This window comes from Lentzea alba (assembly GCF_011067745.1).
GTDB lineage: Bacteria > Actinomycetota > Actinomycetes > Mycobacteriales > Pseudonocardiaceae > Lentzea > Lentzea alba.
This window is the reverse complement of record NZ_JAAMPJ010000007.1, coordinates 434,158-456,237: the sequence shown is the minus strand read 5'-3', so window position 1 is coordinate 456,237 and position 22,080 is coordinate 434,158. Positions and strand designations below refer to the sequence as shown.

General features: G+C 68.9%; 16 protein-coding genes. 10 read left to right on the top strand and 6 right to left on the bottom strand.

The genetic code is table 11. The annotated features are described in order from the left end of the window. Positions 1-94: 94 nt before the first annotated feature. The 3 genes from G7043_RS26750 (at position 95) to G7043_RS26740 (ending at position 5,883) form a co-directional block, all read left to right on the top strand. Positions 95-415, top strand: coding sequence for a type VII secretion target (locus G7043_RS26750; RefSeq protein WP_166050029.1), 321 nt, complete (start codon positions 95-97; stop codon positions 413-415). 34 nt (positions 416-449) lie between these two features. Then, the gene (locus G7043_RS26745) at positions 450-1,019 is read left to right on the top strand and encodes a YbaB/EbfC family nucleoid-associated protein (RefSeq protein ID WP_313888082.1); all 570 of its coding nucleotides are present in this window, start codon (positions 450-452) and stop codon (positions 1,017-1,019) included. A 106-nt stretch (positions 1,020-1,125) separates the two neighbouring features. After that, positions 1,126-5,883, top strand: coding sequence for an RHS repeat-associated core domain-containing protein (locus G7043_RS26740; protein WP_166050027.1), 4,758 nt, complete (start codon positions 1,126-1,128; stop codon positions 5,881-5,883). Between the two features lie 78 nt (positions 5,884-5,961). Here the strand turns inward: G7043_RS26740 and G7043_RS26735 are convergent, their stop codons facing one another. The 4 genes from G7043_RS26735 to G7043_RS26720 form a co-directional block, all read right to left on the bottom strand. Next, positions 5,962-7,203 (bottom strand): alpha-L-fucosidase, encoded by a 1,242-nt coding sequence (locus G7043_RS26735; protein WP_166050025.1) that lies wholly within the window; start codon positions 7,201-7,203, stop codon positions 5,962-5,964. Beyond that, entirely contained in the window at positions 7,200-10,226 is a 3,027-nt protein-coding gene (locus G7043_RS26730; RefSeq protein WP_166050023.1) for an alpha-mannosidase, read from the bottom strand. Before G7043_RS26730 ends, G7043_RS26735 begins: the two co-directional genes overlap by 4 nt. A 117-nt stretch (positions 10,227-10,343) precedes the next feature. Continuing rightward, positions 10,344-11,687, bottom strand: coding sequence for a 6-phospho-beta-glucosidase (locus tag G7043_RS26725; protein ID WP_166050021.1), 1,344 nt, complete (start codon positions 11,685-11,687; stop codon positions 10,344-10,346). After that, positions 11,684-12,436 carry a DeoR/GlpR family DNA-binding transcription regulator gene (locus G7043_RS26720; RefSeq protein ID WP_166050019.1) on the bottom strand — a complete coding sequence of 251 codons (753 nt, stop codon included), beginning with the start codon at positions 12,434-12,436 and terminating at the stop codon, positions 11,684-11,686. Before G7043_RS26720 ends, G7043_RS26725 begins: the two co-directional genes overlap by 4 nt. A 138-nt stretch (positions 12,437-12,574) precedes the next feature. Here G7043_RS26720 and G7043_RS26715 point away from each other — a divergent pair, with 138 nt between their 5' ends. The 4 genes from G7043_RS26715 to G7043_RS26700 are packed head-to-tail and all read left to right on the top strand — an operon-like array spanning position 12,575 to position 16,671. Continuing rightward, complete coding sequence (locus tag G7043_RS26715) at positions 12,575-13,582, top strand: carbohydrate kinase family protein (protein WP_313888081.1); 1,008 nt, start codon at positions 12,575-12,577, stop codon at positions 13,580-13,582. Positions 13,583-13,589: 7 nt separating this feature from the next. Then, the gene (locus tag G7043_RS26710; RefSeq protein ID WP_207311741.1) at positions 13,590-14,879 is read left to right on the top strand and encodes an ABC transporter substrate-binding protein; all 1,290 of its coding nucleotides are present in this window, start codon (positions 13,590-13,592) and stop codon (positions 14,877-14,879) included. Between the two features lies 1 nt (position 14,880). Beyond that, the gene (locus G7043_RS26705; protein ID WP_207311740.1) at positions 14,881-15,843 is read left to right on the top strand and encodes a carbohydrate ABC transporter permease; all 963 of its coding nucleotides are present in this window, start codon (positions 14,881-14,883) and stop codon (positions 15,841-15,843) included. Between the two features lie 9 nt (positions 15,844-15,852). After that, positions 15,853-16,671: a carbohydrate ABC transporter permease gene (locus G7043_RS26700; RefSeq protein ID WP_166050017.1), complete on the top strand. Its 819-nt coding sequence runs from the start codon at positions 15,853-15,855 to the stop codon at positions 16,669-16,671. Here the strand turns inward: G7043_RS26700 and G7043_RS26695 are convergent. Next, positions 16,649-17,557 carry a LysR family transcriptional regulator gene (locus G7043_RS26695; protein WP_166050015.1) on the bottom strand — a complete coding sequence of 303 codons (909 nt, stop codon included), beginning with the start codon at positions 17,555-17,557 and terminating at the stop codon, positions 16,649-16,651. The genes G7043_RS26700 and G7043_RS26695 overlap by 23 nt on opposite strands. 128 nt (positions 17,558-17,685) lie before the next feature. On the opposite strand from G7043_RS26695, the gene G7043_RS26690 reads away from it, so the two are divergent. The 3 genes from G7043_RS26690 to G7043_RS26680 are packed head-to-tail and all read left to right on the top strand — an operon-like array spanning position 17,686 to position 20,752. Beyond that, entirely contained in the window at positions 17,686-18,696 is a 1,011-nt protein-coding gene (locus G7043_RS26690) for a tripartite tricarboxylate transporter substrate binding protein (protein WP_166050013.1), read from the top strand. Further along, positions 18,693-19,250 (top strand): tripartite tricarboxylate transporter TctB family protein, encoded by a 558-nt coding sequence (locus G7043_RS26685; protein WP_166050011.1) that lies wholly within the window; start codon positions 18,693-18,695, stop codon positions 19,248-19,250. Before G7043_RS26690 ends, G7043_RS26685 begins: the two co-directional genes overlap by 4 nt. Positions 19,251-19,258: 8 nt before the next feature. Continuing rightward, a complete protein-coding gene (locus G7043_RS26680; protein WP_166050009.1) occupies positions 19,259-20,752 on the top strand; it encodes a tripartite tricarboxylate transporter permease in 1,494 nt (497 codons plus the stop codon). A 9-nt stretch (positions 20,753-20,761) separates the two neighbouring features. On the opposite strand, the gene G7043_RS26675 is transcribed toward G7043_RS26680, so the two are convergent. Beyond that, on the bottom strand, positions 20,762-22,078 hold the full coding sequence (locus G7043_RS26675; RefSeq protein WP_166050007.1) for a type II toxin-antitoxin system VapC family toxin: 1,317 nt from the start codon (positions 22,076-22,078) through the stop codon (positions 20,762-20,764). Positions 22,079-22,080: the final 2 nt, after the last annotated feature.

Below are 22,080 nucleotides of genomic sequence, written 5' to 3'. Positions count from 1 at the left end.
CCGACGGGCGGTGGCGCACCCTGTTGCGGTACCGCCTTGCCCGCGCGCGGTCCACATGAGACGTCCGCCCGCATGAGGAGAGGGGGAACCAGTCATGTCCTTTGAAGTGGTGGCCGACGATCTGATGGCCCATTCCAGTCATCTCGACGGCTTGGCGGACCGGATGGCCACCGTTGTCTCGGCGGCGAAGACGGCCAGCATGTCCGATGACGCGTACGGCCTGATCTGTCTCTTCCTGCCACCGGTGATCAACCCGATGGAGGAGGAAGGCGTCAGCGCGTTGGAGGCCGCCGCCGAAGGGCTCGGCACCTTGGCGGGCAACGTCAAGACCACGGCCACCGAGTACCAGGACACGGACGAGAACAACTCCAAGGCGTTGACGAAGACCATGGCGTCCGCGCCGGGGAAGTCATGACAACGCCAGGACCGACAACGATTGGGAGGTCGACGTGACCAGTCCCAGCACCCCTTCCGGTATCGCCGGCTTCAGCCGGGATCCGGATGACGTGGAGCGACGCGTCCAGCAGTGGGCCGAGAGTTTCGCGAGCAAAGCGGAGCGGTACAAGGCCGCACAGGAACAGACCGAGCAGATCCGGTTGACCGCCACGAGCCCGCACGGCGTGCGGGTGACCGTGAGTGCCGACGGCACCGTCACGGCCCTGGAGTTCACCGAGAAGATCCGCTCGATGCCGCTGCCCGAACTGTCCGCGCAGATCCTCGCCACGATGCGCAGCGCCCAGTCCGGCATCGCGCGGCGGGTCGGTGAGGTGATGACCGAGCACCTGGGCGACGAGGACGAGCAGACCAGGGCGATGATGCTGGGCGGTCTGCGGGAGAAGTTCCCCGAGCAGCCGGACGAGCCGGGAACCGATGATCCCGCCGCGGGCAACTGGGACTACGACGACGAGGAACCGGCTGAAGAACCGCCGGCGCCGCCTCGACCGGCCGCGGTGCGTCCACCCGAGCGAAAGCGGGTCACGCCGGAGCCCGACGAGGACGAGGACGACGCGCCGTGGTGACCGAACGTCTACAAGGGACAGTGCTGCCGGGGACGACGAGGAACATCAGGGGACGAACGACGATGGACAGTGAACTCTTCCTGCCTGCCGGAGCGGCGGGGAACGAATGAGCAACCCGCTGGTTGCCGACCGGAAGGACTCCACCAAGGCTTACAGCGGTGTCCCGATCCTGGAATCGGCCATGGAGACGCACAACGCGCTGTCCAAGGGTGACTGGGCTTCCGGTGCGCTGAGCGCGGTGGGCACGACGCTGGATGCCCTGGGCATCGCGATGGATCCGTTCGGTGCGTTTCTCGCGGCGGGTGTGGGCTGGCTGATCGAGCACGTGGGTCCGTTGTCCGGCGCGTTGGACGAGCTGACCGGTGATCCGGATCAGATCAAGGCGCATGCGGAGACGTGGAACAACGTCACCAAAGAGCTCCAGGCGATCGCGAATGACCTGGTCGGCTACGTCGGTTCCGACACGCTCGGCTGGATCGGCGCGGCCGGTGACGCCTATCGGGGTCGCGTGCAGGACACAGTCAATCTGCTGACGGCCGCCGCCACCGCCGCCGCCGACGCGTCCGGCGGCATCCGGATGTCCGGCGAGCTCGTCGCCGCCGTGCGCACGCTGGTCCGCGACATCATCTCCGATTTCGTCGGCCATGCGATCAGCTGGGCGTTGCAGGTGGGCTTCACCCTGGGAATCGGTGCGACCTGGGTGGTGCCGCAGGTGATCGCGGAAGTGGCCAAGATCGCGACGAAGATCGCCGACGTGATCACGAGGCTGGTCAAGGCGCTCAAGGCCCTGTCCCCGATGTTGAAGAAGATCGGCGACATCTTCGGTGACGCGGGCAAGGCGTTCAAGAACAACAAGTCCGACCAGTCGGGTTCCTCGTCGAAGCCGGACGCTCCGCCGTCCACCAGCAGGGGTGTGGACAATCCCAAGGGCGACGACGGTTCCACCTCCACCAGCTCGGCCAAGGGCGACGGCGGCAAGGGGTCCGACAACACCACGACGAGCGGTTCGTCCGGGCCGTCTTCGAAGAGCGACGGCCCTGACAACTCGCCCAACTCGTCGCCGAAGGACAACTCGAAGGGCGATCCGGGGAACGGGAGCGCCCCGCCTTCCGGCACCAAGCCGCCGACCGGCACGAAGTCCGGCGGTGACACCAAAACCTCCGGCAGCAACAAGCCCGGCAATCCCAAAGACACGTCGGTGCCCAAGGACAACCGCAACACCAAGTCGGACCCGATGGACGTCGCGACGGGTGAGGTCGTCCTGTGGCAGACCGACCTGGAGCTGCCCGGCCCGGTGAAGCTCGTGCTGGAGCGCACGCACGTGTCGTCCTACCGCGCGGGACAGCGGTTCGGCCGCTCCTGGGCGTCCACATTGGACCAACGGCTGGAGTTCGACGACGAGAACGTCTGTTACTTCGCGCCGGACGGCATGATTCTCGTCTACCCCCTGCCGGAGGCGGGGTCGCCGGTGCTGCCGGTGGAGGGGCCGCGTTTCCCGTTGACGCGCGAGCCGGACGGCACCTGCACCATCACCGATCTCCTCAGTGGACACACGCTGCGATTCCGCGGTGAGCGTCGCGTGCTTCCCCTCGTGGCCATCGAGGACGAGGACCAGCGCATCGAGATCGAGTACGACGCCTCCGGTGCGCCGACGGTGGTGCGCGGGCCGGGCGGCGCGGAGATCGGGATTCGCGCTGAACACGGCCGCGTTGTCGAGATCCGAGTGCTCGGGGACGATTCGAACGCGGACGTCGTGGTCACGCGCTTCCGGTACAACGATCTCGGGCACCTGGTCGAGGTCGTCAACTCCTCCGGCGCTCCGACTCACTTCAACTACGACCAGGTGGGGCGGCTCACCGGTTGGCAGGACCGCAACGGAATCTGGTACCGCTACGTCTACGACCAGAACGGCCGCTGCGTGCGCACGGTGGGCATGGCCGGGTTCCTCGACGGTGTCTTCCACTACGACCGTGAGCGGCTGGTCACCACGCACACCGATTCGCTCGGCCACACAACGGTGTTCCAGCTGAACCAGGCCAACCAGACGGTGCGCGAAACCGATCAGTTCGGCCACACCACGACCTTCGAGTGGGATCGCTACGACCGGCTGCTCTCCCGCACGGACCCGCTCGGCCGGACCACCCGCTACTCCTACGACGACAACGGGCGGCCGTCGCGGGTCACGCGCCCGGACGGCAGCGTCGTCGTGCTCGAAGAGGCCGACGGCGTGCTGACCTCCATCACCGTGCACGGCGATGGCCGGTCGTGGCGCAGGAGCTACGGCTCCGCCGGTGGAGAAACGGCACCCGACCCGTTGCGGGAGCCGATCGGTGTCGCCACGCCGCTGCGAGTGGAGCGCGACGACGAGTCCGGCGTCGTGCCGGACGGTCCGGAACGTGACCAGTTCGGTCGCCCCCAGTGGGCGGCCGAGACAGGCGGCGGGCGGACACAGCTGCAGTGGACGGTCGAGGGCCGCCGCGCATCGCGGATCGGTCCACGCGGGGAACGCGTTCTGTGGCGCTACGACGGCGAGGGCAACGAGGTCGAGCGGGTCGACGAGCTCGGCCGGGTGACCAGGCGCGAGTACGGTCCGTTCGACGTGCTGACCGCCACCGTCGACCCGACCGGTGCGCGCACCGCCTACACCTACGACACCGAGCTGCGGCTCGTGTCGGTCACCAATCCGAACGGCCTGATCTGGACCTACACCTACGATGCGGCCGGAAGGCTGGTCCAGCAGGTCGACTTCGACGGACGCACTCGCGGCTACGTCTACGACGCGGCCGGGCAGTTGGTGCGCTCGACCGACCCGGAGGGAGGTGTCAGCGAGTACCGCTACGACCTGCTCGGCAACCTGGTCGAGACCCGCACTCCCGCCGGGACGACGACCTACGCGTACGACCCGGTCGGCGAGGTGGTGCGCGTCGCCTCCGCGGAGTCGGTGGTGGAGTTCGACCGGGACGAGCACGGCCGGGTCGTCCGCGAGGTCATCGACGGGCGCGCGGTCACCTTCACCTATGACGCCGAGAACAACACCATCCGCCGGCGCACCCCGTCCGGCGTGGAGAGCGAGTGGTTCTTCGATTCCGCCGAACGGCCGATCGGACTCACCACCGCGGGACACTCGGTGCTCTACTTCCACGACAACGCGGGAAAAGTGGCGAACCGGTGGGTGGACGAGACCAGTTCGCTCCAGCAGTCGTTCGGGCCGGGCGGCCGGCTCGCCACCCAGGTGCTCACGGCGGCAGGCGCGGACCTGACGTCGACTGTCGTCGTGCGGCAGCGTGTGTTCGACTACCTGCCCGATGGTCGCATCGCCGGGATTCGGGACACCACCGGCGGGCCGACGGTGTTCGAGCGCAGCGCGGCCGGCCGCGTCACCACGGCCCACAGCCCCGGTGTGCGGGAGAACTTCGGTTACGACGCCGCAGGCAACCTGGCGGCGTGGTCGCTTTCGGGCGTCCAGCAGGGGGAACCGGCGGCGGGGCAGCGGCGCTTCGACCGCAACACCGTCGTCGCCGCGGGCGCGGTGATCTACGAACACGACCGGCGAGGCCGGCGGGTCTCCCGGCGCGAGCGTCACCCGGCCGGTGAGCGGGCTTGGCGCTACCTCTGGGACGCCGCCGACCAACTGGTCGGCGTCATCACGCCGGACGGTGTGCGGTGGCAGTACCGCTACGACCCGCTGGGCCGCAGGATCGCCAAGCAACGGCTCGCTCCGGACGGTGCCGTGGCCGAGTCGGTGGAGTTCACCTGGGACGGCAGCGTGCTGATCGAGCAGGTGCACACCAATGCGTTCGGTGTCCGCAGGGTTGTCACGTGGGAGCGCCATCCTGTCGACGACGCGCCGGTGACCCAACTGGAGCGGGGACCTGACGGAGAACATTTCTACTCGATCGTCACCGATGCGATGGGCACTCCCACGGAACTCGTGGACACCAACGGAACCGTGGCGTGGCACGGAAATCGCACACTGTGGGGTCGCCACCTGGCGTCCGCGGCGGCGCGGGCCGGCACCCCGCTGCGTTTTCCCGGTCAGTACGCCGACGAGGAATCGGGCCTGCACTACAACGTGTACCGCTACTACGACCCGCAGACCGCGCGTTACCTGAGCCAGGACCCGCTCGGTCTCGAAGCGGGGCCGAATCCCGTTGCCTACACCGACGACCCGACCGCCGAGTTCGACCCGCTCGGCCTGATGAACTGCGGCGGCACGACGAACACGAGCAACGCGCCGAGCACGCCGGGTGCGGGGCACAAGCCGGGCAACACCGGAGGCAGCGACAACAAGCCGAAGCCTCCGCCGCCGCCGAAGCCGCCCCACCTGTCGGCACCGCCGGTCAAGCCGAAGCCGCCCCACCTCGCGGCACCGCCGAAGCCGCAGCCAGGGCCGAAGCCGAACCCGCCGGCCAAGCCGGACAACGCCGGTGGATCGCCGAATCCGCCGGGCAAACAGGATTTCAAGCCCCCGAGCCAGCCGGAGAAGTTCGGTGTGTACAAGGTGGAGGGGAAATACACCTACAACCCCGCGGTGGACAAGATCCCGGGCAAGAACTACAACGACGTCGCTCCCATGCAGCAGCACGTCAGCACCAAGATCGTGGACGACAAGATCGCCGACTGGAAGAAGGCGGGAGTGATGAATGATCCGGTCAAGGTTCCGGTCTACTACCCGCCGAACAATTCCAGCCAGCTGACCATCGCGGGGGACAAGCACCACACCTTCGTCGCCGCGCTGCAGAGCGGCCGCCCGGTTGAGCTCAACCTGGTGAAGATGCCGGGTGGCGGAATGCCCAACAAGGCCACGGACTGGACGAACACCACCTGGGCAGGATTCCAGAAGAACGACGCGTGGGTCCCCTGACCGCGCTGCAGGGTGTACGCCCCGGCCACCTCGAGAGGGGAGAGGTGGCCGGGGCGTTGCCCGTGTTCATGGGCGTGATCAGTCCAGGATCAGTTCGATCACGGGCACGAGGACGTCCGGGCGTCCCGCGGGCAGGTGCAGAACCAGGGACCCCGGCGGGCCCGCGGCGCGCAGGTGCGGCAGGTGGCCTTCGTCGTCCACGACGCTCGACGCGACCTCCGCGCCGTCGTGCAGGAACGACGCGAAGCGGACGCGGCCGCCGAGTCCTGGCAGCACCAGAATGCCCGCCTGCCAGCCGAAGCCGTGGACGAAGAGCCGGTTTCCGGACCGGGTGAGCCTGGTGTCGCGCGGGGAAGTGATGTCGGTCGCTGGGCCCGCGCCGTGGATCGCGTCGCTGTGCAGCGTCGTCCACGCACCGACTTCGGCCAGCAGGTCGCGAGCACGCGGCTCGAACGCGCCGCGGCCGTCGGGGCCGACGTTGAGCAACAGGTTGCCGCCCTTGGACACGGCGTCGACGAGGATCCTGACGACCTGGCCCGCGTCGAGCCACTGCTGGAACCCCGGTGCGTATCCCCAGGAGCCGTTGAGCGTGCGGCAGGCCTCCCACGGGACACCGGGGCCGTCGTCCGGCGACGCCTCCTCGGCGGTGGCGAAGTCCTCGCTGCCGGGCAGGCCGAGCCGGTCGTTGAGCAGGGTGTGCGGGCTCACCGAGCGGACCAGTTCGACCAGTTCGGCCGCCCGCCAGTCGTCAGAGCCCTTGCCCACTTCCACCCGGTGGTCGTCGTCGTAGGTGAAGTCGAACCAGAGCAGGTCGGGCTGGTGCGCGGTGACCAGTTCACGCACCTGGCCGTGCAGGTACTCCACATAGCGGTCCATGTCACGGCCCGCGTCGAGGGTGTCGCGCTGCTCCCACTGGGGATGCCAGCCGTCGATGGTGAAGTCCGGGTGGTGCCAGTCGAGCAGGGAGTGGTAGAAGCCGACGCGCAGTCCTTCGGCGCGGAAGGCCGCGACGAACTCCGCGACGACGTCCCGCCCGAAGGGCGTCCTGGTGGACTTGTAGTCGGTCAGGGCCGAGTCCCACAGACAGAAGCCGTCGTGGTGCTTGGTGGTCAGCACCGCGTACTTCATCCCGGCCGCCTTCGCGTCGCGGGCCCACTGCCGCGCGTCGAAGCGGTCGGCGCGGAAGTGGTCGAAGTACCGCTGGTAGTCGGCGTCGCTCAGCTTCTCGCGCTGCTTGACCCACTCGTGCCGTGCCGCCAACGAGTACAGGCCCCAGTGCACGAACAGTCCGAACCGGGCCTCGGTGAACCACGCGGTCATCGGCTGTCTCCTCGGCGCAGGCGCAGGGTCAGCACTTGGAAGGGGCGCAGCGAGATGTCGAAGCCGTCCAAGGTGTGCAGCGGTCGTTCGAGCAGATCGACGACTTCCATCGCGGACACGGGAAAGCCGGGGCGAACCGTCGCGACGGCCCTGCCTCCCAACGACTCGTAGAGCCGCACGATGACGTCCCCGGACCGGTCGTCGGCCAGCTTTATCGCTTCGACCACGATCACGGGACTGTCCACAGTGATCAGTGGCGCGGGTGGTGGTGCCGCCGAGCCGGCCACGCGCAGCGGCAGGTTGAGCGCGTAGCCCTCCGCGACCGCGTCGGCGATGGAAGCGTTGGCCAGCAGGGAGTACGTGAACCGGTGCGTGCCCTGGTCGGCGTGCGGATCGGGGCTGTGCGGCGCCCGCACCAGGCTGAGCCGCACCGTGGTGACGCCGCCGTTTCGCGTGATGTCGTGACCGTAGGTGGAGTCGTTGAGCACGGCCACGCCGTAGCCCGGCTCGGCGACGTGCACCCAGCGGTGCGCGTAGACCTCGAACCGGGCCGCGTCCCAGCTGGTGTTGACGTGGGTCGGCCGGTGGACGTGGCCGAACTGGATCTCGGCCGAGGACCGGTCGGCGTGCACGTCGATCGGGAACGCCGCCTTGAGGATCTTCTCCGACTCGTGCCACTCGACCGCGGTCTCGACGTCGACGCGGCGGCTGCCTGCCCGCACGCGCACGGTCTGGGTGATCCGCGAGGCGCCGAACGACCGCTCGATCCGGATCGCGCCGACGAGCGGGCCGTGCTCGACCACGCTGATCGAGTCCACCTCCGTGAGGTCGACGTGCCTGCGGCGGTAGTGCGCGTCGATGTCCCAGGCGTCCCAGTGGTTGGGGAAGTCGGGGTGCAGTTGCAGCACGTTGCCCGGCCGGGCGAGCACCTCGCGACCGGCCACGAGGTCGCGGACGGAGGCCAACAGCCCGTTGTCGTCGAGCTCGACGCGGACGAGTCCGTTGTCCAGCAGGCGGTCGGTGACCTGAACCTCGCCGGATGGCGTCGAGGCGCCGGCGCTCGCCACGCCCAACGCCGGTACCTCCACGAACGCGGTCCCGTCCGCGGTCGACACGACGTCTGCCCGGGGTTGTGGGCCCGCGTTGAAGACCAACGGCTCCGCCGAAGCGCCGTCGGTCGTCAACGCGCCGATGGCGGCGGCGATGATGTCCTCGAGCTCCGCCTTCACACGTGCGTACGTGGCCTCGGCTTCCTGGTGCACCCAGGCGATCGAGCTACCGGGCAGGATGTCGTGGAACTGGTGCAGCAGCACGGTCTTCCACAACCGGTCCAGCTCGTCGTAGGGATAGGCTAATCCACTGTGGACAGCTGCGGTCGCCGCCCACAGCTCGGCCTCTCGCAGGAGGTGCTCGCTGCGGCGGTTGCCCGCCTTGGTGCGCGACTGGGTCGTGTAGGTGGCGCGGTGCAGTTCCAGATACAGCTCACCGGACCACACCGGTGCGTCCTGGTACTCGGCCTGCGCGGCGCGGAAGAACTCGGACGGCGGCTCGATCACGACCTTCGGTGAGCCCTCCAGGTCGCGCAGCCTGCGGGCCCGCTCCAGCATCTCCCTGGTCGGGCCGCCACCGCCGTCGCCGTGGCCGAACGGGACCAGCGACCGGGTTCCCCTGCCCTTCTCGGCGAAGTTGCGCACCGCGTGCGCCAGCTCCTCGCCCGAGAGCGTCGCGTTGTAGGTGTCCACCGGCGGGAAGTGGGTGAAGACCCGGCTCCCGTCGATGCCCTCCCACCAGAACGTGTGGTGCGGCAGCTTGTTCGTCTGGTTCCACGACAGCTTCTGGGTCAGGAACCACCGCATGCCGGCCAGCAGCGCGAGCTGGGGGAAGGCCGCGGTGTAGCCGAACGAGTCCGGCAGCCAGACCCCGTCGCAGTCCACGCCGAACCTGTCGAGGAAGAACCTCTTGCCGTGCACCAACTGCCGCGCGAGCGCCTCGCCACCGGGCAGGTTCGCGTCGGACTCGACCCACATGCCGCCGACCGGGATCCACTGGCCCGTCTTGATGGTGTCGCGGATCCGTTCGAAGATCGCCGGGTGGTGTTGCTCGACCCACGCGTACTGCTGGGCCTGCGAGCAGGCGAAGACGAACTCCGGGTACTCGGCGGCCAGCGCCGTGACGTTGGCGAAGGTCCTGGAGGTCTTGCGGATCGTCTCCCTGATCGGCCACAGCCACGCGCTGTCGATGTGGGCGTGGCCCACCGCGGAGAGGGTGTGCGCGCTCGCGTGTGCCGGCCGGGTCAGCACGTCCGTCAGCTCGGCACGTGCGGCCGACGCCGTGCCGGAGACGTCGTGCAGGTCGAGTGCGTCCAGCGCCCGTTCCACTGCCCGCAGGACCTCGTGCCGGCGGGGATCGATGAGCGCGAGCTCGGCCATCAGCTCGCTGAGCACCTCCAGGTCGATGGTCAGCTGCCAGACCTCCTCGTCGAGCACGGCGAGGTCGGCGCGCGCCAGCCGGTACAGCGGCTCGTCGCCCGCGGTCGCCTTGTCTCCCAACGGGGTGGGCGCGAAACCGCCCGCGAGGATGTCGGGGTTCGCCGCGGCCTCGACCAGGAACGCGACCTGTTCACCACCCGAGCACGGGTTCGCGACCGGCACGTGGTGGTTGTACGGCGCGACGCCTTTCACCGGCCGCCCGTCGAGATCGTGGACGAGCGCCTCGGCCTGGTTGCCCGGCCAGTCCCCGACGAAGCCGAGGTCGATGACCGCCTCCACACGTCGACCGGCCCACTGCGCCGGCACCGTCCCGCGGACGCGGAACCAGCTGGTCGACCACGGCCTGCCCCAGCGCCCGCCGACCGCGAACGGCTCGTAGTCGGCGGCGAGCGCGTCGGTCACCGGGACCGGCTCGTCCGGCACGTGCCAGACCTCGACCTCCAACGGTGCCGACGCCGCGTACTTCGCCGGCCGGATCCGCTGGTTCAGCGCCCGTTCGAGTCGTTCCTCCACCAGCTTGCGGTCGTCGTGCACGACGTCTCCCTGATGCTCGGCGGGCGAGAGGGTCTGTATCGAAGTCTGGATCCGCGATAGCCGGGCCTGAGGCGACCCCCGGCGGCACGGCCCACGTACAAGACCGGTGTGCGGACCCTAGGCCCGTAGATAGGCGAGGTCCGGGATCCGGCTCTGGTAGCCGTCGAGCAGGCGGCGGGCGACGGTGACCGAGTCGACGAGAGGGTGCAACGCCAGTGCTTTCACCGCCGTGGCACGGGATCCGCCGACCGCGGCCTCGATCACCGCGCGGTCGACCGCCTTCACGCCGCACACCAGCCCGCGCGCGTGTTCGGGCAGCTGGTCGATCACGACCGGGCGTGCGCCCGCCGAGTCGACGACGCAGGGCACCTCGACCACCGCGTCCGCGTCGAGGATGCTCAGCGTCGAACGGTTGCGGACGTTGAGGATCAGCGTCGTCCGCTCGTCGTGGGCGATCGCCCGCATGAGCGCGAGCGCGACCTTCTCGTAGCCGCCGGACTCGAGGTCGTCCTCGTCCCGGCTCTCGATGCCCGCCATCTCCCGGCTTTCCGCGCCATAGGTGCTTTCCCGCTCCAGCCGGGCGGACTCCCAGATGGACAGTGCCGAGCCGGGGTCGCGGCGCACGGCGTCGTAGAAGCGGTCCTGCTGGTCGGCCAGCACCGCGCCACGGGTCTGCGGCACGTTCTGCGCGACGGCGACCGCTTCCCGCGTGAAGTAGTAGTACTGCAGGTACTCGTTCGGGATCGCGCCGATGGTGCGCAGCCAGTCCGCCCCGAACATCTTGCCTTCCTCGAACGAGGTCAGCGCGTCGGTGTCGGCCAGCAGTCGCGGGAGGTGGTTCTCGCCGCCGACGTGGATGCCGCGCAGCCAGCCGAGGTGGTTCAGTCCCGCGTAGTCGATCCACGTCTTCGCCGGATCCAGGCCGAGTGCGTGCGCGACGCGGCGCCCGAGCCCCACCGGCGAGTCGCAGATGCCGATGACCCGGTCGCCGAGGTGGCGGGACATCGCCTCGGTCACGATCCCGGCGGGGTTGGTGAAGTTGATGACCCACGCCTGCGGCGCGAGTGCGGCGATGCGCTGGGCGATCCGCAGCGCGACCGGCACGGTGCGCAGACCGTAGGCGACACCGCCGGCGCCCACCGTCTCCTGCCCGAGCACGCCCTGCTCCAGCGCGACCTTCTCGTCGATCATCCTGCCCTGCAGGCCGCCGACCCGGATCGCCGAGAAGACGAAGTCGGCGCCCGTGAGCGCCTCGTCGAGGTCGGTCGTGGCGGTGACCCGGGGCGGGTCGGGCACGTCCTGCTCCTGCTGCGCGAGCACGTGCCCGATCGCCGCGAGCCTGCCGGGATCGAGGTCGTGCAGCACGAGCTCGGTGATCCGGCCTTCGCCGCGGTCGGACAGCAACGCCTGGTGCACCAGCGGCACGCGGAACCCGCCGCCGCCGAGAATCGTGAGCCTCAAACCTCGATCACCTCGACCTCCCCCTCCCGCAGCGCCGCGGCCGTCGCCGGATCCGCCGGCGCGTTGGTGATCACCACGTCGATGTCCTTCGGCCCGCACACCTTCGCGATGCCGGTACCGGGGAACTTGCCCACGTCGGCGAGCAGCACGACCTGGTCGGCCGCCGCGATCATCGCCCGTTTCAACGGCACCTCGACCGCGGTCGTGTCCATCACCTGGCCGGTCGGCCGCACGCCGCTGGTGCCGAGGATGAGGTGGTCGGCGTGGACCTGGCGCAGGTTGTCCTCGGTCAGGAACCCGACGAGAGAGTGGTAGCTGCGCCGCAGGACGCCGCCCAGCAGCACGATCTGGATCTCCTGGTCGTCCTTCAGCTCCTCGTAGACCATCAGGTTGCTGGTGATCACGGTGAGCGAGCGGCCGTGCAGCTTGCGGGCGAGGCGGTGGGCGGTGGTGCCGATGTCCAGCAGCACCGCCTCGCCGTCCTTGATCAGCTGTGCGGCCCGTTCGGCGACAGCGTCCTTCTCCTCGACCCGGAGCATCGCCACCTCGGCGAACGGGTCGTCGAGGTCCTCCGCGGCCACGGCCCCGCCGTGCACCCTGGTGAGCCTGCCCTGCCGGTCCAGTTCGACCAGGTCGCGCCGGATGGTCGCCGGGCTGACACCGAGGCGCTCGGCGAGGACCTGCACGCCGGCCGGCCCTTCGGAGCGGAGCGTGCGCAAGATCAGATCGTGGCGTCGCTGGGGAAGCACGCGCTCACAGTAACAGCAAACTCGCTCACGTCGTGCGCAGTTTTGAGTTGTTTGTGCGCAGGTATTGCCAAATCTGCTCAACGAGCGCACGATTTTGCACACTTTGGCCGACCGACCCTGAGCAGGGAGGACTGGCGCGTGGCAGAGCAGCCCATCGAAGAGCCGGAGTTCGACGTGTTCCTCTCCGGTCTGCTCTTCTACGACGTCGTCTTCGCCGGGCTGGACCAGCCGCCCACGCCCGGCACCGAGGTGTGGACCCGCGGCCTCGCCTCGGGTCCTGGCGGCATCGCGAACTTCGCCGTGACGTTGAGCCGGTTCGGCCTGCGCACCTCGCTGGCGGCGGCCATCGGCGGCGACTTCCACGGCGACCACTGCCGGCAGACGCTGGCCGAGTCCGAAGGCGTCGACCTCTCGCGGTCGAGGCAGTTCCCCGGCTGGACGATGCCGGTGACCGCATCGATCGCCTACGACGACGACCGCGCACTCGTCACGCACGGCACCCCGCCGCCCATCAGCGCCGACGAGATGATCGGTGATCCGCCCCGCAGCCGTGCCGCGATCGTCCACATCGGACCGGAACCCGCCAGGTGGCTGGAGAAGGCGCTCGCCGGCGGCAGCCTGGTCTTCGCCGACGTCGGCTGGGACCCGTCGCAGGAGTGGGCACCCGCGGTGCTGGGCCAGGTCGCGCTGTGCCACGCGTTCATGCCGAACGCCGGCGAAGCCATGAGCTACACCCGCACCAGCAGCCCCCGCGACGCGTTGTCGCGGCTCGGCGACCTCGTGCCGCTCGCCGTCATCACCCTCGGTGGCAACGGCGCCATCGCGGTGGACGCCACCACCGGCGACAGCGCTTCGGTGCCAGGACTGGACCTGGACGTCGTCGACACCACGGGAGCGGGCGACGTGTTCGGCGCGAGCCTCGTCACCGCCACTCTGGCCGGCTGGCCGCTGGTCGAACGACTCCGGTTCGCCAACCTCGCCGCGGCGCTGTCGGTCGGGCAGATCGGTGGTGCCCCCGCGGCACCTGGCTGGAAGGGCATCGCCCGCTGGTGGCACTCCGTCCAAACCGGACGCGAGCACCACGAACTGCGGCGCGACTACGCCTTCCTCGACAGCGTCATCCCTCTAAACCCCCTCGAAGGGTAGGAGCACCGTGGAACTGTCTCGGCGACGAATCCTGCAGCTCGGCATCTTCGGCGTGGCGGGCATGACGGTGGGCGGCACGGCCGCCTGCTCGACCTCGGCGTCCGGTGGATCGGGCGGCGACAAGGCCATGGACCTGTGGTACTGGGCGGACGGGCTCGGCAAGAAGGTCGTCGACGAGGCCGTCACCCGCTTCACCGAGGTGGAGTTGCGGCCGCAGCAGATCGGCGGCAACTTCAAGGAGAAGCTGGTCACCACGATGTCCAGCGGTGGCACGTTCATCCCCGACATCACCGGCATCAAGGGTGAGGACTTCGCCTCGTTCACGCCGCAGGCAGACCGGTTCCACAACCTCCTCGACCTGGGCGCGGACAAACTCGCGAGCCAGTACCTGCCGTGGAAGTGGAAGAAGGGCATGACCAAGGACGGCAAGCTGATCGGGTTCCCGATCGACATCGGCCCGACAGCCCACTTCTACCGCAGGGACGTGTACGCCCAGGCCGGGCTGCCGTCCGAACCGGACAAGGTCGCCGCGCAGATGTCCACCTGGGACGACTACTTCGCCGCCGGCGTGGAGCTCAAGAAGGCCGTGCCCACCGCGTTCATCGTCTCGGAGGCGTGGGCGGTCTACAACGTGGCCGTCGGGCAGGCGAACGCCCGCTACATCGACGAGAACGAACGTTTCATCGGCGACCAGGACCACATCCGCAAGGCGTGGGACCTGGCGGTCCGCGCGACCCAGCTCGGCATCAACGCCAAGACCAAGGCGGGCACACCGGACTGGAACGCGGGCCTGGCGAACGGCACTATCGCGAGCCTCACCGGCGCGTCCTGGGTCGCCGTGGACATCCAGTCGGCCGCGAAGGACACCACCGGCAAGTGGGGTGTCGCCGCCGGGCCGGGTGGGACGGCCAACATCGGCGGCTCGTTCCTCGCCATTCCCAAGGAGTGTCAGCAGCCCGACGTGGCGTTCAAGATCATCAGCTGGATCCTGAGCCCCGAGAACCAGGCCAGGGGGTTCACCGACTCCGCGCTGTTCCCCTCGACCCCCGCGACGTACACGATGCCCGCGCTGACCTCGCCGTCGGAGTTCCTCGGTGGTCAGGTCCCGACCCAGGTGCTCGGACCGGCCGCCGAGAAGATCCCCGCCCAGTACGAGAGCCCCAACGACCAGGCGGTGTCGGCGCCCTTCGCCATCGAACTGGGCAACATCGAGGCGGGCGGCAAGGACCCGAACACGGCGTGGGCGGACGCCGTGGCCGAGGCCAAGCGGGTCGGACAACGTCTCGGGGTGAAGTGAGTTGGCTGCTCCACCGCTGGCCGACGCGCACCGGAGGACGCCGGTGCGCGCGGCCGCACCCCGGACACGGCGGAGGAAGCGGTCGTACTGGCCCCAGTACCTCGCGATCTCGCCGTTCTTCGTGATCTTCGCCGTGTTCGGGCTGTTCCCGGTGTTGTTCTCGCTGTACCTGGCGTTCCACCGCTGGAACGGCCTCGGCGAGATGGAGTTCGTCGGCCTCGACCAGTTCCGGTTCCTGGTGGAGGACAGCACGTTCTGGCTGGCGCTGCGCAACACCTTCGTCATCTGGTTCCTGTCGACCGTGCCGACCCTGTGTCTCGCGCTGGTGATCGCGGCGATGCTGAACTCCACCGTGCGGTTCACCTCGGTCTACCGGATCGCCTACTTCGTCCCGAACATCACGTCGCTGGTCGCCGTCGCGATCTTCTTCGGCGCGGTCTTCAGCACGAACTTCGGTCTGGTCAACGCCTTCCTGCAGACGATGGGCCTGCCCGCCTTCGAGTGGCTCACCGATCCGTTCGGGATGAAGATCGCGGTCGCCTCCGTGATGACGTGGCAGTGGACCGGCTACAACGCGATCATCTACCTCGCGGGCATGCAGGCGATCCCGTCCGACCTCTACGAGGCGGCGAAGGTCGACGGCGCCGGTCCGGTGCAGACGTTCTTCCGCATCACCGTGCCGATGCTGCGCCCCATCATCCTGTTCACCGTCATCGTCTCGACCGTGAACGGCTTGCAGAGCTTCACCGAGTCGCAGGTCCTGTTCGGCAGCAACACGACGCTGAACCCGAACACGGGCGGGCCGGGTCAGGGCGCGCTGACGATGGTCTTGTACTTCTACCACCAGGCGTTCGACAACAGGGACTTCGGCTACGGCGCCGCCATCTCGTGGGCGGTCTTCCTGGTGATCGTTCTGTTCGCAGTGATCAACTGGCGGCTGGTCCAACGCCGCGTGAGCGAGTGAGGACACCGCATGCTTCTGCGCAGGCTCGCACTTCACCTGGTGCTGCTCTTCGGTGTCGTGTTCTCGCTCTTCCCGTTCTACTGGATGGTCGTGATGGCGACCAACATGACCAGCGACATCTACCGGTACCCGCCGAAGCTGACCTTCGGTTCCGAGCTGGCGACGAACATCGCGCACGTCTTCGAGAAGATCCCGTTCTTCGCGGCGATGGCCAACACCGCCGTGGTCGCGGTCGCCACCACGGCGCTGGTGCTGTTCTTCGACTCGCTCGCGGCGTTCTCCTTCGCGAAGTTCGACTTCCCCGGCCGAAGAGTCCTCTTCGGACTGTTGCTCGGGATGTTCATGCTGCCCGCCCAGCTCGCGCTCATCCCGCAGTTCGTCGTCATGGTGAAGCTCGGGTGGGCGGGGCAGCTGCAGGCGTTGATCGTCCCGGCGGCGGCCAACGCGTTCGGCATCTTCTGGATGCGCCAGTACATCTCCCGCGCGGTGCCCGACGAACTGCTCGACGCCGCCCGGCTCGACGGCTGCGGATTTCTCCGGCAGTACTGGCACGTCGCTCTGCCGGCGGTCCGGCCGGGCCTGTCGTTCCTCGGCATCTACACGTTCATCGCCGCCTGGAACGACTACGTCTGGCCCTTGATCGTGCTGGTCGACCCGGACCGCCTGACGCTGCAGGTGGCGTTGTCACAACTGAACAGGTCCTACGGCCAGGACTACAGCATGGTGATGGCGGGCGCCCTGCTCGCCGTGGTGCCGCTGGTGGTCGTGTTCGTGCTGTTCGCCCGAGGGTTCATCGCCGATGCCGTCAAGGGCGCGGTTCGTGGCTGAGCGGGACGCAGTCCTCCAGCACGCGCACGGTCCGTCCCAAGGCCGGGTTTGCCGATTCCTTGAGCCACAACAGGTGCAGTTCCACCGGCTCGGGCACGGCGGTGGCCAGCCGGATGAAGCCGACACCGTCGATGGGTAACCGTGCGGCGGACGCGGGGACGAACGCGATGCCCCGCCCGGCGGCCACCAGCCACAACATCGTGAGCACCTGGCTCACCGTGTGGACGGTGTTCTCGTGCGCGATCGGCGCGACCCCCGCGATCAGATCGTAGAAGTAGCGCGCTTTGCCGGGGGAGTGCATGATCACCGGCTCGCGGGTCACGTCCGCGGCCGTCACGTCGCGATCGAGCGCCAGCAGGGGATGGCCGGTGGGAACGGCGACGAGCAGGCTTTCCCGGTACAGCAACGTGGAGCCGAACTTCGTCCGGTCGAACGGCGGCCGGGCCAGCCCGAGGTCGATCTCCTCGTTCACCAGCCCCATGATCTGCTCGCGGGTGACCATCTCGGCCAGGTCGACGTCGATGTCCGGCAGGTGCTCGGCCATCTTCTCGAGCACCTGGCCGAGAATCCCGTAGGCCGACGCCGCGGTGAAACCGATCCGGACCACGCCGGTGGAACCCGAGGACACCCGCCTCGCCAGTTTCGGGGCGGTGTCGGCCAGCGACAACAGTCGCCGGGCCGCCACCAGGAACACCTCCCCGGCCGTGGTGAGGGTGACCCGTCGGTTGTTCCTGACCAGCAGTTGCGCGTCCACCGCCCGTTCCAGCTTCTGGATCTGCCGGCTCAACGGCGGCTGCGTCATCGCGAGCCGGGCGGCGGCCCGGCCGAAATGACGCTCCTCGGCGACAGCCACGAACCCGCGAAGCTGCTCCAGCGTGAAACTCATGCCCTAAAGGTATCCATCCATGCCACAACGGATTTGGACAGACATGAAAACAAGCTCCTAGGCTCGCTGCCTCGGACGGTGCTCACCGACTAGTGAGTCTGGGTGGCGACTTCTCAAAGGAGAACGACGTGACCGGTAACAACGGCGTTACCCGATGGGCGGCGGCCAGTCTCGCGCTGGGGCTGGCGCTCTCGACCACCGCGTGCGGAGGCAACCTGGGAAGTGGTGCGAACTCCGGCGCGCAGGACTTCCCGGGTGGGCAGCCGGTCACGATCTACGTCGGCCAGGACCCCGGTGGCAGTACCGACCTCATCGCCCGAGCCCTCGCCAAAGGCGTCTCCGACGATCTGGGCGTGGCCGTCACGGTGGAGAACAAACCTGGCGCCAACGGTGCTCTGGCCGCGAAGGAACTGGCGGGCAAGAAGCCCGACGGGCACACGCTGATGGTCTACAACGGCAGCCTCGCCTACATCACACCGCTCGCCGTGCCGCCCGGCGAGGCGATCGACATCGCCGGCTACGAGATCATCACGGGCATCTCCCAGGACGACTACGTTCTGGTGACCGCGCCGTCCTCGGGCATGGCCACGGTCGAGGACCTGAAGAAGGCCGGTCGGCCGATCACCTACGGCACCACGGGAGTGGGCACCGGCAGCCAGCTGTCACAGGCGCTGTTGTTCGCCCAGACCGGCGTCACCGCCACGCCCGTGCCGTTCGACGGAGGATCGCCCACGCTGACCGCCGTGCTCGGCGGCCAGGTCGACGTCGGTTCGATCCAACTCGGCGAGGCCATCGAGCAGATCAAGGCCGGCAAGCTCAAGCCGATCGTGACCTTCGCCGAGAAGCGTCCGTCCTATCTGCCCGACACTCCCACCGCGGTGGAGCAGGGCTACACCATCCCGGTGCAGCAGTCGCGGGCGATCTTCGCGCCCAAGGGCACCCCGCAGTCCGTGCAGGACCGGCTGCGCGCGTCGTTCCAGAAGGCCTTCGGAGCCGCCGACTACAAGAAGTTCAACGAGGACAACCAGCTCACGCCGAACGAGGTGGACGGCACCAAGCTGCGGGAGCAGTGGACCGCCAGTCTGGACGGCTACCGCAAGGTGGTCGACCAGTTCAAGATCACGCTGGGCAAGAAGTGACGGAGCCGGGTTCCCGGTCGAACGGGGACAAGACCGCGGCCGATCCGCCCGCGGAGTTGAGTCTGGCCGACGCGGTCCACGAAGTGGAGCAGGCCGAGCACGACCTCCGGCCGCCCGCCGCGGGGCCGGTCACCAACGCCGTCGTCGCCGCCGTGGTGATCCTGCTGGGAGCCGCGGCGCTGCTCGGCTCGTGGTCCCTCGGCGTGGGCAGCGCGCGCACGCCCGACGCGGGCATGTGGCCGTTTCTGGTGAGCGTTGTGCTCGTGGTGCTCGCTGTCGTGTTGTTGGTGACAGCCAAGCGAACCAGCGATGCCGAGCGGTTCTCCCGCGGCAGCTGGCTGGTGCTCGCCGGCCTGGTGACCATGGTCGTGTTCGTCGCCGTCGTAGAGCACATCGGCTTCGAGATTCCCGCCGCTCTGCTCTGCTTCGTCTGGCTCCGCTTCCTGGGACACGAGGGCTGGCGCACGTCGATCATCGGCAGCGCCGGGGTGGTGGCCGCCTTCTACGTCATCTTCGTGGCGGCCCTGTCGGTTCCCATCCCGCACCTGTTCTAGGAGAGTCCGTGGACCTGTCTCCCGTCATCGACGGTTTCGGCGTCGTCCTGGAACCGGCGAACCTGTTGTACTGCCTGATCGGTGTGGTCATCGGCATGGTGATCGGTGTGCTGCCGGGCCTCGGTCCCGCGGCGACCATCGCCATCCTGCTGCCGGTCACCATCGGCCTGGAGCCCGTGACCTCGATCATCATGCTCGCCGGCATCTTCTACGGCGCGCAGTACGGCGGCACCATCACCTCGGTCCTCCTGCGCCTGCCCGGCGAGGCGTCGTCGGTCGTCACGGTCTTCGACGGGTACGCGCTCGCCCGTCAGGGCAAGGCGGGAACCGCGCTGGGCATCGCCGCCATCGGTTCCTTCTTCGGTGGCACGGTGTCCATCGTGGCCCTGTCGCTGCTCGCCCCGCTGGTGGCAGGGGTCGCCCTCGACTTCGGGCCGCCCGAATACACCGCCCTCGCGCTGCTGGGCATCCTGCTGGTCTCGACCGTCAGCAGCGGCCACCGCCTCAAAGCCGTCATCGCCGCCTGCCTCGGCCTGCTGCTGGCCACCGTCGGCCGGGACGGTTTCACCGGAGCGGAACGCTTCACGTTCGACAACCTGTCGCTGGCCGACGGCCTGGATTTCGTGCCGATCGCCATGGGACTGTTCGGCCTCGGCGAGATCCTCCACAACCTCGAGGAGCGCCACCGCGCGACACCGGCCCCGGTCGCCGTCGCGAACGTCTGGCCGGCCAAGGCCGACCTCAAGCAGTCCTCCGGCGCCATCGGCCGCGGCTCCGCGCTCGGGTTCGTCCTCGGCATCCTGCCCGGCGGCGGCGCGACGCTCGCCTCACTGGCGGCCTACGCACTGGAGAAGCGCCGCGCCAAGGAACCCGAACGCTTCGGCAGGGGAGCGGTCGAAGGGGTCGCCGCCCCCGAGACGGCCAACAACGCCGCGGCGACGTCGTCGTTCATCCCGTTGCTGACCCTCGGAATTCCCGCCAACGCCACCATGGCCGTCATCTTCGGGGCACTGCTCATCCACGGCGTGAGCCCGGGACCGCAACTGGTCACCCAGGAACCCGAGTTGTTCTGGGGCGTGGTCAACTCGATGTACATCGGCAACATCCTGTTGCTGATCATGAGCATCCCGCTGGTGGGGCTCTTCGTGAAGATCCTGCGGGTGCGCGCGACCCTCCTCGCGCCCATCACCGTGCTGATCACCCTGATCGGCGTCTACACCGTCAACAACGACGTCTTCGACATCGTGCTGGTGATCGTCTTCGGCGCCGTCGGCTACCTGATGAAGAAGTTCGGCTTCGACCCGGGCCCGCTCGTGCTGGCCTTCGTGCTCGGCTCGCTGCTCGAGGACTCGCTGCGGCGGTCGTTGCTGATCTTCGACGGTGATCCGACGGGTTTCCTCACCCGCCCGATCTCGGGAGTCCTGCTCGCGATCTTCGTCCTCGTCGCCCTGCTGCCACCCGTGCGCGCCGCGCTGTCCCGCCGCCGTGCTCGTCAACCCTGATCTTCGCGCTCACGTCCCGGCCGTCAGCACATCGGCGGCCTTCTCCAGGACCGCGACGACATCGCGGACACGTAGCCGTACCGCCCCTTCGCGGTCGCCGACGCCATCGATCCGTGAGATGAGCCGGTACTGGAGCGTGCCGTCCGGGTGCAACTCCGCGGCCAGGTCGTCGGTGGTGGCGCCCCACTGCGCGAAGTCCTGCAACCGCCGTGATCGGCAACGGGCAGCGTTCGCCCGCAGCGAGTTCGCGAACTGCGGCACGTACACCGTGTTGTCGAATCGGGTGGCGTTGGCGCCGTCCAGCCACAGCGTGCAGGTGCGCAGTTGTGGCCCGTCCGGGTCGGCCGGTCCGATCTCCAGCGCGAGGCGTGACCGGTCTCCGATCAGGAGATCCGTTGCGCACCAACGGGAAACGTCGATGTCGAAGTCGAGCGCCGTGGTCACGGCGGCCAACGTGGCCGCGGTCTCGTCCTCGTCGAGCGTGACCGACTCGGGCAACTCGGTGAAGCCCAGATGTTCGAGCGTGGTGCGCAGGTTCGGGTAGTGGGGCGGCCGGTCGGTGTACACGCCGATGTTGCGCAGCGTCGGCACGTGCGGCCGGTCCGCACCGGGCAGCCGCGTGCCTGCCAGGTACACCCGCGCGGCCCTGCGATGCGGCGCGGCGTAGTCGGCCGGACCCAGCTCGACCGCGAAGCTCGCCCGGTCGCCGTACACCCCGGCAGTCCGCGTGGCGAATGCGCCGAGCAACTCATCGGCCACCGCGCGCCACGCCGCCGCGTCCTTGCCGCTGACCTGCGCGAACCTGCCGTCAGCCGAGATGTCGGACCCCTGTCCGGCCAGCCCGAGCAGGCCGTTCCCGCTGTGGTAGCGCACCAGGTACTCCGGGTCGAGCATCCCGCGGTGCAACGCGGCCACCGAGCGCGGGGTGATCGGCAGCTCCGGGAGTGCGATGGCCGCGTCGATCCGTTCGCCCCAGTGCTCGCAGCCTTCGAGCACCGCGGCCACCTCGGACACGTACTCGTCGGTGCCGGTCAGCTGACACAGCACCTGCGCGGTGCGCACCCGGAACACGCCGCGAGCCGAGGGAAGAGCGGACCGCAGCAACGCGGCCGCGTCCGACGGCGCACGGCCGAGGCGGGCCAGAGCGCCCAGCGACTCGACCGCGACATGATCGTGATCGGCGACACCGGCACGCAACATCCGCTCCGCTCGCTCCGGCCGGTGCTCGTGCTCGGCGACCAGCGCACCGACGTCGGCGCCGTCGTGCCACACCAGGTACGGCTCGCCGAACACCTCTCGACGGAACTCGCTCCACGCATCGCCCACCT